This window comes from Gimesia sp. (genome assembly GCF_040219335.1).
In the GTDB taxonomy this organism is placed as follows: Bacteria; Planctomycetota; Planctomycetia; order Planctomycetales; family Planctomycetaceae; genus Gimesia.
Genome location: NZ_JAVJSQ010000020.1, coordinates 34,327 through 50,178 on the forward strand (window position 1 = coordinate 34,327; position 15,852 = coordinate 50,178).

The following is a 15,852-nucleotide window of genomic DNA, read 5'->3' on the forward strand; positions in this document are numbered from 1 at the left end:
TTCTTCTGTTAAGCTGAAATGAGAGTCAGCGACCTCGAGCGGGGTCTCTGGCTCATTGCTCAGATAGTAACGTTGCAGGATGTGGGAGAAAGAAACGATGGCGGCAGGTCGCTCCCCTCGTGGTTCAGGAGATCAGGCAGCAGCCTGGCTGGCGACAGTCTTCACACTCATGGGTGGATTGTTCGCTTGTGTGTTCGTGGTCGTCACCAGTGGCGAACCGCCGGGCAGGCCGATGATGATTGCCATCGGTGTGATTACCGTCCTGCTGCTGTTATCGTGGCTGCTGCGTGATAAACCACCGGAAGCGCGCCAGGAATCGCTTAAGCTCTGGCACTGGTGGAAGAAAGAAGAAAACGATACTTACGAGTATACGCCCCGTCCCCGCAAGCGAAACAGCCAGACGCAGTACGGGAGTAATCAGCCGCCGACACTTGAATCGATTCGGGAAGCGGTCGATGAACAGCGAACCTGGGTTCCCTCAATTCGGAACATGAAACAGTCTGATGACTCAGCGGCTGGCCAGGGCGATTCCACTGACCAGCCGGGTTAGTTTCTGCAGCGGCTTAGCGGAAGCGAGAGAAGAGTCCGCGACGACGAGCCTGTGAGGAGTAGTCCCGGGACTGATTATTGTTCTGCTGATACTGTGGCTGCTGATGGTGCTGTGTCGGATTCTGCTGACGGAAGCGTTCTGAGTATCCAACGATCGGATCAGCGGCAACAGGTTCTTTGAACTCTTTCGACTTCGCCAGTTCTTCGAGGTACTGGGCATACTCGGGGCGAGTGCGTTCCCGGTAGATGACCAGCGAATCGATGGCGTGATACATTCCGCCCGGTTCCAGGGGCTGTTTTTTGTATTCAATCAGATCGGTGGCGATACGATAGACGGCACTGCGAACCCATGGTTCATTCAACCGGTTTTGAGGCAGGGCTTCCATGATGAACTCAAGCGTGTGCCCGGTGGTGGAAACACGTTTGTTGACATCGCTGGCGTATTCAGGACCTTCGAAATATTTGGATGAGAATGAACCGTCGCGGTTCTGCATGGAGCGGGCGTATTCGACGTATTGACGCACTCGCATGCTGGCTTCCAGCCAGGTACCCCGCAGATGCTTCTGATCGCGGGAGTAGCAGTTGACGGCACTGGCCAGAGCGAATAGTCCGTGAGTTCCACCACAGGCGGAGCGAGTCGGTTCGGACTGCATCTGAACCCGAACCAGTTTCTCCATGCTCCACTCTTCATTCCGCTCGCTGACCCATTCGGTATCCCAGGGGAGGTAGCGTGAGAATGCCCACAGTGTCCAGGTGATTTCTTCGTCGGTATTCACCTCTGCTTTGGCGTTGCGGATCATGTCTTCAATGGTGACGATCTTTTCGCCGGTGTTGAATTTATGATCGAGGGGCACGCCGGCCATGGCATAGAAAGCCAGGAACTGGTTGGGGTGACCTTCAAAAGCGTAAGGTTCAGTGAAGGGGTGTCCCTTCGCGCCATTTTCGGTAGTGATGAACCAGGGACGACCGCGGAAGCTGGGACCGGTGGAGACCCAGTCGAGAGCCCGTACTTTTTCATTATTCTGATACAGCGTGTATTCCCAGCGGAGTGCCAGAATCCCGTGAGCAATCTGCCAGGGTGTGTGCACTTCGGTGGAAAGCATACGACGATGTGAAACTTCGATGGCTTCATCGACGAGCTTGTCCAGGGGATCCACAATTTCGGGAACCGGCGGAGGCTCGGGTTTCTTCATCGAAGGTTTCGAATCCTGGGCAATTCCCGGGAAAGGTTTCGGTTCGGGTACCGAAGCCTTCTTTGTTTTTTTGTCAGCTTCTGATTTATCAGTGGCATCGTCTGCAATCAGCTCGGGTTTACGGGCTTCGATACTGAATTCCGGCTTCTGGGCGACCAGCGGTTCTTCATTGTCAGCGTCAGTAGTGGTCACCTGTCTGATTTCGCCCTGATCCTGCTCCAGATCGGGTACGAGCAGTTGCGGACCTGAATCACCCCACAGGTTACAGGTCAGTTGAAATACGGTGGCGAAAACAATGAGAGTTGAACATTTCATCCAAAGGTCGGGGGTCAGCCTTGAATTCATTTCCGTCTGCTTTCCAAATCTTCTGTATGTATTCTGAATGTTCCGGGAACTACAGTGAGCCTGTGTGTTTCCCGTTCTGATTCTGGGTGGATTCGTAGTTGTTTGCAGGATGCAATCTACAGTTCAGGTCCGCCCGAGAACCCGATGGGAACTGTCTGACTGCGATACATAGACTCAGTCTGATACGAAATTCAGGTGAGTAGAGAGAGTTGATTCGTATCCGAAGGAGTAGTGGCCCGGATTTTTGGAAACCGGAATGTAACAATTATCGGTTCAACTAATTCGATCTGTTGACCGGGGTTTTTGAGAAAGCGCGGTCCAGCGCGACTTTCGAAAAAATCAAGTATCAATTACGTAAGATGGTGTATGTATTTTTGCCAGGGATCTATTTATGATGTTGGGAATCAACCACTTTCTCTTTTTGCAACGATTATTCCATTCCTGATGGATTGGGGAAATTCTGCAAAATATGATTTTCTCTCGATTTTTAATCAAGCCAGAACCGTCCCGAATTCCGGTAGCGGGGATCAGATTGTCACCTGTTTGAGACAGCTGCATCCTGGTTTGCCGGCAGGATCGCCCGCTGACGGGCGCAACCAGAGACAGACAGATAATGACACCACTGTTGACAGCGATGAGTTGGAGTCCCTCCTACTGGCTTTTGGAGGTTTTTACTGCCGTCTGGTGCTTTGTAATGGGCTCGGTCATCGGCAGTTTTCTGAACGTGGTGATCTACCGGATACCACTGGGTCTGAATATTTCCAAACCGAAGTCCCGCTGTCCCTTTTGTGAAACCCCCATCCGCACGCGTGATAACCTTCCGATCCTGGGCTGGTTGCTGCTGCGAGGTAAATGCCGCGACTGCCAGGCTCCTATTCCGACACGTTACCCGATTGTGGAAGCCCTGGTGGGTGTCGTTTTCCTGTTGCTTTATCTCGCGATTGTCCATTCGGGAGGGGCTCTGCTGCCTTACCGACCTCCGAACCGATTTTCGGGTGGTTACCAGATTCTGGAGGGGCGGACCTGGGACCTGATCGCGCTGGCCGTCTATTACAGTTACCTGTTTATCGTTGTGGTAGCTGCGGCCTATATTCAATATGACCGCCAGTTGATCCCCCGCCGCCTGTTGTTCTGGTGCCTGGGGATTGGCCTGGTTGCGGGGTGCCTGATTCCAGAACTGCATCCGGTACCCGCCCAGATCTCCGTTCAGACGAATGTGTCTTCGACAGAAAGCATGTTAAGTGAACTGCGCTACCATGGCGCGCTGCATGCTAGCTTTGAACTCAGTTCGGTGCTGACTGTCTGCTGGGGACTGCTGTATGGTGTGATCGTGGGAATTTTATTCTGCTGGCGAAACCTGTTTCAACCGGGAGCGCAACCGACGCTGTTCCCGCCACGGACGCTCTGGCTGCTGGTTCTGATGGGAGTTTACCTGGGCTGGCAGCAGGTGGTCAGCGTAGGATTTCTGTCTGCTTTGATCCTGTGTGTGGTTCAACTGGTTTTCTGGAAGCGGGACTCATTCTGTGCCAAATTACCGGCTGCGGCTTTTCTTTGCGGCGCATTGACGCTACAACTGTTACTGGGTGGATATTTGACAATCCTGCCCAACCAAACCGGTTACCTGACTTATCTATTCGTAACTGGTGGCCAGATCGTGGCAATTCCGCTGCTGACTGGCCTCTCTGAAGCTGCATATCGAAACCGAGAAAACATCAACTCAGCGCAGGATCAGATACCATTCGATGAATCCTCAACCCTCACATCCTGAATCGGGTTTACCTTCCCTGGTAATAAAAGCATTACAGGAGGGAAACTGTATTCAAATGGTGTTGAGCAAGCCGATCAAAAAAAAGGCGGCGGCACGAAGGAAGGTTTCGATCAGGCCGGTGTTGATTCGGGAAAAGCAGCATTATCAACTCTCGTTCACACGGGGTCAGCAGGAAGTTCATGAAAACCTGCTGCCCGGAGAGACGATTCAACGAGTGGAGCAACTGTGGGAAGATCTGTTTCTGGAAGGTTATCTGTTTACGAATGAAGCAGACTTTCACTTACAGAAAACGAAACAGGGGCCTGTGCAGTTGAAGAAACACGCCCCGACCAAAGCGCAACCCGAGCAGGTGAAGTCACACAACCGGGCGAAACAGTACCTGATCCCGGAGGGAGTGCATTGCCCCTTCCTGGAAGAGATCGGCGTAATGTCGCGCAATGGAAAAGTGAAGGCTGCACAATACCGCAAGTTTCGCCAGATCAACCGTTATCTTGAGTTCATCAACGATATCGTTGCGGCACTACCCGAAGACAGGACACTCCAAATTACAGACTTTGGCTGTGGTAAAAGTTATCTCACGTTTGCCACCCATCATTTTTTCACCTCGATCCTGCAGCGTGATGTGAACATCACGGGACTCGACCTGAAGCGATCGGTAGTCGAACACTGCCAGCAGATTGCCGAGAACCTGGATTGTCGGGGACTCTCCTTTATAACGGGTGACATCGCCGCCTTTCAGAATGAGCAGGGCCACTGCGATCTCTCCATCTCCTTACATGCCTGCGATACCGCCACCGATGCCGCCCTGGCTGCTGCCATACAGGCGGATGCGAGTGTGATCCTCGCGGTTCCCTGCTGCCAGAATGAAATTTACCAACAGATCACAAGTCAGTCTGCAGAGGGTCTGCTCAAACACGGGATTCTCAAAGAAAAGACAGCGGCCCTACTGACGGATGCACTCCGTTCACAAGTGCTGGAGATCTGTGGATATCGCACACAGGTCATCGAGTTCATTGATACACAACATACGCCCAAGAATCTGCTCATCAAAGCGGTCAAGCGTACTGCGCCCCTGACAGACTCCGATCTCCAACAGGCGGTGGAGGAGTATGAATCATTAAAAACCCAGTTCGGGATTCCTGCCTTTGCGCTGGAGCGCTCGCTGGGAGATCACTTTAAGCAACTGTGTGAATCTGCTGTGAAAGACAGTGCCGGATAAGTTATGCACGAGGATTTTGAGTCAACACCACCCAAAACCAGACGCGTCAAACCGGGCCTGATCCTGTTTCTATGCATCGTGCTGGTTTCCGGGCTGTTCATTTATCGCATTCAGAGTCGACATCAGCTGCCCGAACAGACCACCGTAGAGAAGCAGACGGTGGAACCACAGTTGACCGCAGAGGATTCGACAGAGGAAGAGGCTGAAGAAAAACCGACTTCGAATGAGGATCCCGTGACTCCCTCAGCGGAGACCGTACTCACGCAGACCGCGCATCGCCAGCCGTTGCTGCCTGATGAGGAGACAGTAAAACAGGGAGAGCTCGATTCAACCAGCTGGCAGAATCCGTTCTATCGTCTGCTCTGGAAAAACTCAGGCTGGAAATTTACCGATGACGGGATGGAGTCGCCGGCGGACCAGTTCTGTATCGCGACGTTTATCCGTCCTTACAAAAAGGTCAGCGTCAGTTTTCGCGTCGATGTCAAACAGGCGTTCCCGGATTTTGAACTGCAGCTGCTGACACGGGATCCCGCGCAGCCGAACCAGGTCCTGGTCGCCAGCCGGATTCATTTTCAGAATACCGGTGTCACAGTCACCGCTTCCGGACAGAAGACGAAAACCGAACTTAAGAGTGTGAAAGTGGATCTGCAACAGGCTCAACCCGGCAGCGTGCCTGTGCGGCTGGTGGGAACCGGAAACCGGTTTGTGATCAGCATTGGTCGGCGGCGGATCCTCACATGCGCCCAGCCTGCGACACAATCCGGGAAAGAGTGCTATCTCTGCTTCATGGCAGACAAACAGCCAGTGCGGATTACTGCATTGCGTCTGGAAGGTGAGTAGAGCTCTCCTGTTGCCGGGCATTTCGGGCACAATAAACCCTGATTTCCACTGAGCATCTGACAAAAACTTGCATTTCGGTAATTCCGCTGGTAATCTGATATTTAAGATACTTTACGATCGGGCGACCTTCCCCGCTTCTCCAGCAGACCAGATTTTTGCCTCGTCATCCGCGTTGTTCTGATGTTACTCCCGGCTCGCGAAAATCAGGCTCATTTTTTGTATCAGGTTCTTTCATGCGGAATTTGTCAGGAGTTGTGACCACCGCTGCCTGTATCCTGCTGATCGCAGTACAGACGGCTCCCGCTGCAGACCAGAAGTCTCAGGTCGATTTTGAAAAACAGATCCGACCGTTGCTCAAGCAGCACTGCTATGACTGCCACTCTCAGGGGGCAGAGGAATCCGGCTTACGCGTGGACTACGGCGCCAACCTGATCAAAGGAGGCGATCGTGGACCAGCGGTTGTTCCCGGTAAACGGGATGAAAGCCTGTTGTATCTGAGCCTGAAAGGGGAGGGTAAAATCCCACGGATGCCCCACGATCTACCGCCACTCAAACCAGCTGAGATCGAGCTGATCGGTCGCTGGATTGATGCCGGGGGCGCCATCCCTGCCAGCGAACAAAATCTGCAAACCGTTGATGCTTCAACAGATCATTGGTCATTCCAGCCGATTGAGCGGCCCGAGCTTCCTCAAGTCAAAGAGAAAGGCTGGGTACGGAATCCGATCGATGCGTTTATTCTGCATCGTCTGGAGGCACAACAACTCAAGCCGTCCCCCGAGGCGGAACGCACGACTCTCATCCGTCGCCTGAGCCTGGATCTGACGGGGCTGCCTCCGTCAGTGGAACAGGTACAGGAATTCCTGGCTGATACGAAACCTGGTGCTTACGAGCGCCTGGTGGATCGCCTGCTCGCCTCTCCGCATTACGGGGAACGCTGGGCCCGGCACTGGCTGGACGTCGCCCGCTACGCCGATTCCAACGGCTTCACCATTGATGGTCCCCGATCGATCTGGAAGTACCGGGACTGGGTCATCGATGCGATTAATGAGAACATGCTTTTCGATCAGTTTGTTACCGAACAACTGGCGGGCGACCTGCTCCCCAAACCGACTACCGAGCAGTTGATCGCGACCGGATTTCATCGCAATACACTCATCAACCAGGAAGGGGGCACCAACCCGGAACAGTTTCGCGTGGAAGCAGTGGTGGATCGTGTGAATACCACGGGAGCTGCCTTCCTCGGACTGACGGTGGGTTGTGCCCAATGCCACAAACATAAGTACGATCCCATTACCCAGCGGGACTTCTACCAGTTGTATGCGATTTTCAACAGCACGGCTGACATCAACAGCGCGCCCCCCACACTGCCACTGCCTACTGAGCAACAGCAGACCAAACAGAAAGCGTTGAAGCAGGAAATCACGAAACTCACCAAACAGTTGGAAGAACGCAAACAAGCACTGGAACCGAAGTTCGCTGCCTGGAAAGAACGTCTGCAGCAGGACCTGCAACAGTCAGAGCAGCAGTGGAGCGTTCTTACACCCGGATCGATCCAATCCAAGAATGGAGCTACGCTCACCGTTCTTGAAGACAATTCACTGCTGGCAGGGGGTAAGATTCCTGCATTTGATACGTATGTCGTCGAAACCGCAGCGATCCCTCAAGGAACCTCCGGTCTGCGGCTGGAGGTACTGACTCACGAGAGCCTGCCTCGCAAGGGGCCGGGCTGGGCCGGAAATGGAAACTTTGTGCTGGATGAAGTGACGGTGGAAATGGCAGAGCAGACCGAAGCAGGCTGGTCTGAATTTCAGCCGGTCAAGCTGATCCAGGCAACCGCCGATCATTCGCAGGATAAATTCCCCGCCAGCAACCTGGTGGACGGGGATCCCAAAACGGGCTGGGCCATCAATACTCGCAAGGGAAGTATGAACGTCAACCGGCGGGCGATACTCAAACTCAAAGAACCGATCGAGGTCAAACAATCGGTCAAACTGCGGGTGACCCTGACGCACACACGGAATGCAAAATACAATGTCGGTCGCTTCCGACTGGCGGCAACCACAGTGGCCCCGGAAGTCTTGAACATTAAACCCGAAATTCTGGCGATCCTGAAACAGCCAGAGGACAAATGGGACGCGAAACAGAAAACGACCGTGGAAGAGGCCTTTCACCAGTCGGATTCGCAATGGCTGGTTCTGAATCAGCGGCTCACTAAACAGAAGACGGCACAGACCAAAGTCAACAAAGCGATTGTGACCACGATGATCATGCGGGAACTTCCCAAGCCGCGGGAAACCTTCATCCTGCTGCGAGGGAATTTCCTGGATCCGGGTGCGAAGGTCAGTCCGGGTGTCCCCGCAGTGTTGCCGGCGCTTCCGGAGGATGTTTCCCGACCGACGCGACTGGACCTGGCCCGGTGGCTGACCAGCGAAGAGCAACCGCTGACAGCGCGTGTGACTGTGAACCGATACTGGCAACGATTCTTCGGCAGGGGCATTGTGGAAACCGAAAATGACTTCGGGACACAGGGTTCAGAGCCCACGCATCCGGAACTGCTGGACTGGCTGGCTTCGGAATTCATGCGGCTTCACTGGAATGTGAAACAACTTCATAAACTGATCGTGACTTCTGCAACCTATCGGCAGGCATCCGACTTCAACCCGGATCATCAGGAAAAAGATCCACGGAATCTGCTGTTATCTCGACAGAACCGGTTCCGGATGGAAGCGGAGTCGATTCGCGATCTCTTCCTGGCCAGCAGCGGTCTGTTAAGTCGCAAGATCGGTGGGCCGAGTGTCTATCCGCCTCAGCCCGAGGGGATTTATGTGCTCACACAAAATAAGAAGAGCTGGCCTGAGGAGCAGGACGAAGACCGTTATCGGCGGGGCATGTATACGTATTTCTGGCGTTCGAGTCCGTATCCGATGCTGCCGACCTTCGATGCACCAAACAGTAATACCACTTGTACGCGACGGGTGCGTTCCAATACGCCCCTCCAGGCACTCACACTGGCCAATGATCATTCGCTGTTCGAACTGACTCAAGGGTTTGCGCTCCGCATCCTGCAGGAAGGTCCTCAATACGATGAAGGTCGCATCCGCGCCGCATTTGAAATCTGCCTGTCCCGTGCCCCCTCTGATCGGGAACTGGATGTGATGACCGGCTATCTGCAGGAACAGCGTGCTCAGTTTAAACAGTCACCAGAGGCAGCGGCCCAGGTCGCGGCTGACGATTTACCCAAACAGATTGATGTGATTGAAGCGGCGAGCTGGACGGCGGTCGCCCGCGTGTTGATGAATCTGGATGAATTTATTACCAGGGAATAGTTCCCCCCTCAAACGGATGCCGGCAGCATGACCTGACCGGTGGACCGGGAGAATCAGATGAATTTCGATGACCTGATGTTACGCGATCAGACACGACGTCACTTTTTCGAGAATTGCGCGATGGGAGCCGGGGCCATCGGTCTGGCTTCACTGATGCAGTCGGAACAACGGGCACAGGCCGGCACAGGCAAGTTGAATGGTACCCATCATCCGCCCAAAGCCAAGAATGTGATTTACATGTTTATGGCGGGTGGCCCCAGTCAGCTGGAGATGTTTGATTTCAAACCGAAGCTGCAGGAGCTGGAGGGGAAAGTCATCCCCGAATCGTACGTGGAGGGCAAACAGTTTGCGTTTCTGAAAAAAGACGCCAAGCTGCTGGGCACGCGACGGAAATTCAAGAAGCACGGCGAATCGGGCATGGAACTCTCGGAAGTTGTTCCACACCTGGCTGAGGTCGCGGACGACATAACCGTGCTGAAGAGTATGAAGACAGACGTCTTTAACCATGGTCCGGCCAAACTCTTCATGAATACCGGGACACAACAGTTTGGTCGTCCCAGCATGGGCGCCTGGGTAACTTACGGTATTGGCAGCGAGTCACAGAATCTGCCTGGCTTCGTCGTGCTACAATCCGGCCCGCGGGGACCACGTGGTGGAGCGCCGCTGTGGGGCAGTGGTTTTCTGCCGACCACGTACCAGGGAGTCCCGTTCCTGAACGGAGCAGATCCGATATTGAATCTCTCCAGCCCTTCCGGGATCAACTCGGAGAGACAGTCGGAATTCATTGATACGGTCAATCAGCTGAATTCGCTTCGCCTGGAGAAGACGCGCGATCCGGAGATCGCCACCCGTATCTCTGCCTATGAAATGGCTTACCGCATGCAGTCCAGCGCCCCTGAATTGATGGATCTCTCGGGCGAGACGAAAGAGACACTCGATCTGTACGGCGTCGATCCCGCGAAACCCTCGTTTGCCCGTAACTGTCTGCTGGCGCGGCGGTTAGTGGAAAAAGGCTCTCGCTTCGTGCAGCTCTATCATACGGACTGGGATCATCATGGAAACAAGGGAACCGATTTGGAAGAATCGCTGGATGCCCGCTGTCTGGAAACTGATCAGGCGTCGGCTGCACTTGTGAAAGACCTGAAGCAACGGGGGCTGCTGGATGACACGCTGGTCATCTGGGGAGGTGAATTTGGGCGGACTCCACAAGGTGAGCCCCGTGATCTGATTGGTCGCGATCATCATATCGATGCGTTTTCCATCTGGGTCGCCGGGGGTGGATCCAAGCCGGGCGTCACAATAGGAGAGACTGACGAGCTAGGCTACTATTCTGTCGAAGACACGATTCATGTACGCGACTTCCATGCGACGGTGCTACACCTTCTCGGCATCGATCACCATGAGCTTTCCTATTTTTACCAGGGTCTCGATTTCCGTTTAACGGGTGTGGAAGAAGCCCATGTCGTCGAGAAAATGCTGGCCTGAAACAGGGCTGTCGGCCCGGTCTGAAAAAAACTTGAGCGAAATATGAAGAAATCCTCTGGACAGATTTTTGCGTTTCCATTATCACTCGCCTCTCTCTCATCCATCTCAAAAACTTAATAGTTCACATCACACTAAATCTGTCGTTCTGACACTTAAAACCAACCCTAACCCCCAACGAATGCGGAGGCATGGATGCCACCGGAGTCTAAGACCGGTCTATCCGGAGCGATAATGCGCAATTCGGGTCTGATCTTCCCACTAGTCATAGTGAGTTCAGTCCTGGTGATCATTGCGCCTCTGCCTCCGATGATGATGGACCTGCTCTTGTCATGCAATATCACTGTTTCCGTAGTGATTTTGATGACCACGATTTACGTGACACGCCCGCTGGAATTCAGCGTGTTCCCGGCAATCCTGCTGGGGACCACACTGGCGCGGCTGGTGTTGAACGTAGCGACCACGCGTCTGATCTTAACCCGCGGAGCCGATGATGGGACCGCAGCGGCAGGTGGCGTGATTGAAGCCTTTGGTCAGTTCGTGGCAGGCGGTCATCTGGTTGTGGGTCTGATTATCTTCGTGATCCTGGTCACGATTCAGTTTATGGTGATTACCAAGGGTGCCACACGTATCAGTGAAGTGGCCGCCCGGTTCTCACTCGACAGTATGCCGGGTAAGCAGATGGCCATTGATGCCGACCTGAATGCCGGGTTGATCTCCTCGGAAGAAGCGAAAACCCGTCGCCAGGAAATCACCGAACAGGCTGACTTCTACGGTTCAATGGACGGTGCCAGTAAGTTTGTCCGTGGTGACTCGATTGCCAGTATCATCATCACGCTGATCAACGTGGTCGGCGGTCTGTATGTGGGTATGGTAGACCACGGCATGGAGCTGTCGAAAGCAGCAACCGTGTTTACCACCCTGACGATCGGCGATGGTCTCGTGACACAGGTTCCGGGCTTTTTGATCTCACTCGCAGCTGGTTTGATCGTTACCCGAACTTCAGTCGACAGTAACCTCCCCCGGGACGTCGTCAAACAGTTTTCCGGGCATCCGGAAGCCCTGTTCCTCGCTTCAACCTTCCTGTTCGCTCTGGCGTTCACAGGACTGCCCGCCGGCCCGATGCTGGCTCTGGCCATCGGTTGTGCGGTTACCGGGATGATGCGACGCAAAGGCCAGCAGGCCACCGCAGTACAAAAACAGAAAGCGGAAACACAACAGCAGGAACAGCAACAACAGCCTGCCGAACCCAAACCGGAAGATCACCTGTTTGTCGATCCTCTCGAACTGGAACTGGGTGTCGGTCTGTTGAGACTGGCTGACCCGGCAACCGGCGGCGATCTGCTGGATCGTGTGACCCGCATCCGACACAAAATTGCCCAGGAACTGGGAATCATTCTTCCCAAGGTTCGGATTCGCGACAACATCCGCCTGGGTCAACGCGATTACCAGATCAAGATTCGCGATGTCGCTGTGGCCTGGGGAACGATCTATCCCGATGGTCTATTGGCGATCGACACGGGAGCTACGAACGGCGACATCCCGGGTATCGATACCATCGAGCCGGCTTTCGGACGTCCCGCCAAGTGGATTGAACTGGGACAGAAAGAACGTGCTGAGTTGATGGGCTTCAATGTCGTCGAACCCTCGGCCGTTGCGATTACTCACCTGACCGAAGTCGTCCGCGAACACAGCAGCGAGTTGCTCACCCGGGAACAGGTTCACGGACTGGTTGAAAACCTGAAGGAATCGTCTCCCAAGGTTGTCGAAGAACTGATTCCCGACGTCCTCAAGATTTCTCAAGTCCAGCATGTGCTTTCCAATCTGCTCCGCGAACGGGTTCCGATTCGCGACCTGGAAACCATCCTGCAGACGCTGGGCGACTATGCAGACCGAACCAAAGAGCCGATGTTGCTCACCGAATACGTGCGGAACGGACTGGCCCGTTCCATCTGCCAGCAGTACCGCGACAGCAATCGCCTGCTGCGGGTCGTGACGCTCGATCCGGAACTGGAAGATGTACTGATGTCGGGCATTGATTACAACGAGCATGGACTGGCAATCAAGCTGGCACCGCGGACGGGTGAGATCATCACCCAGGCGATCGCCGACCAGGTAGAACCGCTGGTTGCCTTGGGCGGACACCCGATCGTGCTCTGTAATCCCCAGATCCGCGCCGGCCTGAAACAGATTACATCCCCATTATTACCACGACTGGTCGTGTTAAGTCTGAATGAGATCACCCGTGACACCGATGTGGAAGCGATTGGACAGGTTTCAGCAGATCGTCTGAAATCGAATGCGGTTGCGGGGGCAGCGTAGAGATAAACACGATTAACGGCAGTCAAACACGACACTTAATTGAAACAAATACGATCCACCGAGATCAAACGTAAATAACCAAACAGGAACTGAAAACCATGTCAGATGTTCGCACTTTTAAAGCCGCTTCAATGCAGGAAGCATTGAAACTGGTTCGCGAAGAAATGGGCAGCGATGCTGTGATCCTGCAGACAAAACAGGTGCCGGGCCGCAGAGGACTCCTGCCCTGGACCCGCACCAGAGAAGAATTTGAAATCACGGCTGGTCTGGGTATCAAAGTCCGCACACCTGCCGCCGTGCAGAATAACAGACGCCCCGCCAGTTCCCCGTTACAACATCGTGCTTCCAATCTCCAACCGGCGGGCGCCCGCAATGAATCCGTTTCTTACGCTGAACCACCGTCGCGTGAGTTACCCTCCGAACATCGCTCCGCACCGATCCAACGAACACCTGCTCCAGAAAGAAGCGTCGAGGAAGACAACAGACCGCCGGTTCACAATCGTCTTGAACAGCGTCTGCAGGATTCCCGCCCCCGACCAAGCCATGCATCGCAGCCGGCCTACGATCCCACTGAGGAATTTGCAGAAAAGCTGAATGCCATCCAGGAAATGCTGGAATCACTGGATCGCCGTACTCGCACACAGCGTTCGACCGATGTACCCTCAGAACTGTTTCACATTTACACCGATCTGATTGACGCTGAAGTAGACGAAACCATTGCTCACGACCTCGTCAGCCAACTCAAAGAGCATGCCACTCCCGAACAACTCAAAGATACACAGGCAAGCCAGTCCCTGTTGGCGGCACTGATTGAGGCGCAACTGGACTGTGCCTCACCCATTCGTCCGGTGCCTGGTCAACGCAAAGTGGTGGCCCTGGTCGGTCCCACGGGCGTCGGTAAAACAACGACCATCGCCAAGCTGGCTGCGAACTTCCGTCTGCGTGATAACATTAAAATGGGCCTGATCACTGTCGACACTTACCGGATTGCCGCTGTCGAACAGTTACGAACCTATGCGGAAATCATCGACCTGCCCATGAAAGTCGTAAGCACGCCACGAGAAATGCAGATGGCACTCGACGAGATGGTCGGACTGGACCTGGTCCTGATCGACACCGCGGGTCGCAGCCCGAGCGATGATCTGAAAATCCAGGAACTGGAAAGCCTGTTCCGCGATATCGCCATCGATGAAATCGCCCTGGTAATGAGCATGACTTCCAGTGTCCGCACTCTCGAAGCGATTGCCGAACGATTCAAAGTAGCCCGTCCAACGTCAATGATATTGACCAAACTGGACGAAGCCCCCGTCATGGGCAGTCTGCTGACTCTAAGTCAGAAAGTAAAACTGCCGATGCAGTATCTGACTACGGGACAGGATGTACCCGACGATATCGAGCCGGCGAATGCTGCCCGGATTTCACGCCTGGTTCTGGGCGAAGACAAACTGCACTAATCTCACATCACCTCACTCACTTCCTTTCCTGTCATTTCGATCACTTTAAACTAACCCTGTTTTTGAAGGTCAGCCGATGGCTTCCGCTGTCAATGATTTCAATTTCGATCACGTCGAACTGCATACCGAAGTGTCTGCAGAACCGCAGTCCCTTTCTACCGCTTCGTCTCACGGCGATCAGGCGAAGGTACTGCGTGGACTGATGGAGCAGCGACAGCCGGGTGTGATTGAGAAATCAAAATCGACACGCTGCCGCACCCTGGCGATCTGCAGTGGTAAAGGGGGCGTGGGGAAATCGGTGATCTCACTGAACCTGGCACTGGCACTGGCCAAAACCGGTGCCTCGGTCTGCCTGATGGACATCAACCTGGCGTTAGGTAACATCGACTTACTCTGTCGACTGAACGGTTACTGGAATCTTTCGCATGTGGTAAGTGGTGCCCGATCTCTCAAGGAAATTCAACTGAAAGGACCGCTGGGCATTAACGTAATTACCGGCGCCAGCGGCCTGACTGATCTCGCGGACTGTTCAGAAGCAGTTCGCCGCGATGTACTGGGTCAGATGCAGGAACTGGAAGCGACCCACGATTATCTGATTCTGGATAACGGTACCGGCATTCATCGCAGTATCCGCCAGTTCGTCACATCTGCAGACGATGTATTGATCGTGACGACTCCCGAACCAACAGCGATTGCGGATGCTTATGCGACGATCAAGTCCCTCTCAACAATTCAATCACTGGAAATCCAAGCCCTGGTCAATCAATGCACTTCTCTCGACCAGGGCGACAAGGTATTTCAGCAACTCCAAAAAACTACCGAACTGTTTTTGCACACCGGTCTGAGTCAGGCAGGGAAGATCCCCCATGATCTGCAGGTCGTTCAGTCGGTTTACGATCGGGATCCGCTGGTGCTCAGTCATCCGCAGAGCCCGGCAGCCGAGGCGATTTTCCGCCTGGCCCGTCATGTGATCGATGTGCGTAAAACGAAGGAACAAAACAAACAAGAGTCTTACTTTCCGCGACTTTGGCAGCGTCTGCTGGGTGAAGCCGCATAAACTTGAAAATCAGGATGGAAACACCGGGAACATACTCTCTCATCTCTCTCATTCCCGTTCTTTCCTGGCCTTCAGGTCACGTCTAACTTGTAACCCCTGACAATTGATTCCATTCGCGTGCGTGCAGACGCTGGTCTGTTACTGCGCTATCCAACCAGTGTTCAAACCCAAACTTAGGGCCTGAACTCAGCGATCGCGTTACGCACCGGGAACGGGCTGAAATGTTAGGTTTTAACGATTAATCAAATTGTAGGAGAAAGGTTAATTTTTCTAAGGCAGGACACCGATATTAAAAGA

General features: G+C 53.9%; 10 protein-coding genes. 9 read left to right on the forward strand and 1 reads right to left on the reverse strand.

What is annotated here, in order from left to right:
• The first annotated feature begins 97 nt into the window (after positions 1-97).
• A complete protein-coding gene (locus tag RID21_RS17495; protein WP_350191037.1) occupies positions 98-550 on the forward strand; it encodes a hypothetical protein in 453 nt (150 codons plus the stop codon).
• Positions 551-563: 13 nt separating this feature from the next.
• Here RID21_RS17495 and RID21_RS17500 read toward each other — a convergent pair whose 3' ends face one another.
• Complete coding sequence (locus RID21_RS17500; RefSeq protein ID WP_350191039.1) at positions 564-2,057, reverse strand: hypothetical protein; 1,494 nt, start codon at positions 2,055-2,057, stop codon at positions 564-566.
• A gap of 724 nt (positions 2,058-2,781) precedes the next feature.
• Here RID21_RS17500 and RID21_RS17505 point away from each other — a divergent pair.
• The 8 genes from RID21_RS17505 to RID21_RS17540 all read left to right on the forward strand — a co-directional run bounded on the left by RID21_RS17505 (position 2,782) and on the right by RID21_RS17540 (position 15,555).
• Positions 2,782-3,855, forward strand: a complete 1,074-nt coding sequence (locus RID21_RS17505) for a prepilin peptidase (RefSeq protein WP_350191041.1) — start codon at positions 2,782-2,784, stop codon at positions 3,853-3,855.
• A gap of 55 nt (positions 3,856-3,910) precedes the next feature.
• Positions 3,911-5,074 (forward strand): methyltransferase, encoded by a 1,164-nt coding sequence (locus RID21_RS17510; protein WP_350191043.1) that lies wholly within the window; start codon positions 3,911-3,913, stop codon positions 5,072-5,074.
• A gap of 3 nt (positions 5,075-5,077) precedes the next feature.
• Positions 5,078-5,914, forward strand: coding sequence for a hypothetical protein (locus RID21_RS17515; protein ID WP_350191045.1), 837 nt, complete (start codon positions 5,078-5,080; stop codon positions 5,912-5,914).
• Positions 5,915-6,147: 233 nt separating this feature from the next.
• The gene (locus tag RID21_RS17520) at positions 6,148-9,240 is read left to right on the forward strand and encodes a PSD1 and planctomycete cytochrome C domain-containing protein (protein ID WP_350191047.1); all 3,093 of its coding nucleotides are present in this window, start codon (positions 6,148-6,150) and stop codon (positions 9,238-9,240) included.
• 57 nt (positions 9,241-9,297) lie between these two features.
• Positions 9,298-10,725, forward strand: coding sequence for a DUF1501 domain-containing protein (locus RID21_RS17525; protein ID WP_149344004.1), 1,428 nt, complete (start codon positions 9,298-9,300; stop codon positions 10,723-10,725).
• Between the two features lie 231 nt (positions 10,726-10,956).
• Positions 10,957-13,044 carry a flagellar biosynthesis protein FlhA gene (flhA, locus tag RID21_RS17530; protein ID WP_155365312.1) on the forward strand — a complete coding sequence of 696 codons (2,088 nt, stop codon included), beginning with the start codon at positions 10,957-10,959 and terminating at the stop codon, positions 13,042-13,044.
• A 98-nt stretch (positions 13,045-13,142) separates the two neighbouring features.
• Positions 13,143-14,498 carry a flagellar biosynthesis GTPase FlhF gene (flhF, locus tag RID21_RS17535; protein ID WP_350191049.1) on the forward strand — a complete coding sequence of 452 codons (1,356 nt, stop codon included), beginning with the start codon at positions 13,143-13,145 and terminating at the stop codon, positions 14,496-14,498.
• A 76-nt stretch (positions 14,499-14,574) separates the two neighbouring features.
• Positions 14,575-15,555, forward strand: a complete 981-nt coding sequence (locus RID21_RS17540; protein ID WP_350191051.1) for a P-loop NTPase — start codon at positions 14,575-14,577, stop codon at positions 15,553-15,555.
• Positions 15,556-15,852 lie beyond the last annotated feature (297 nt).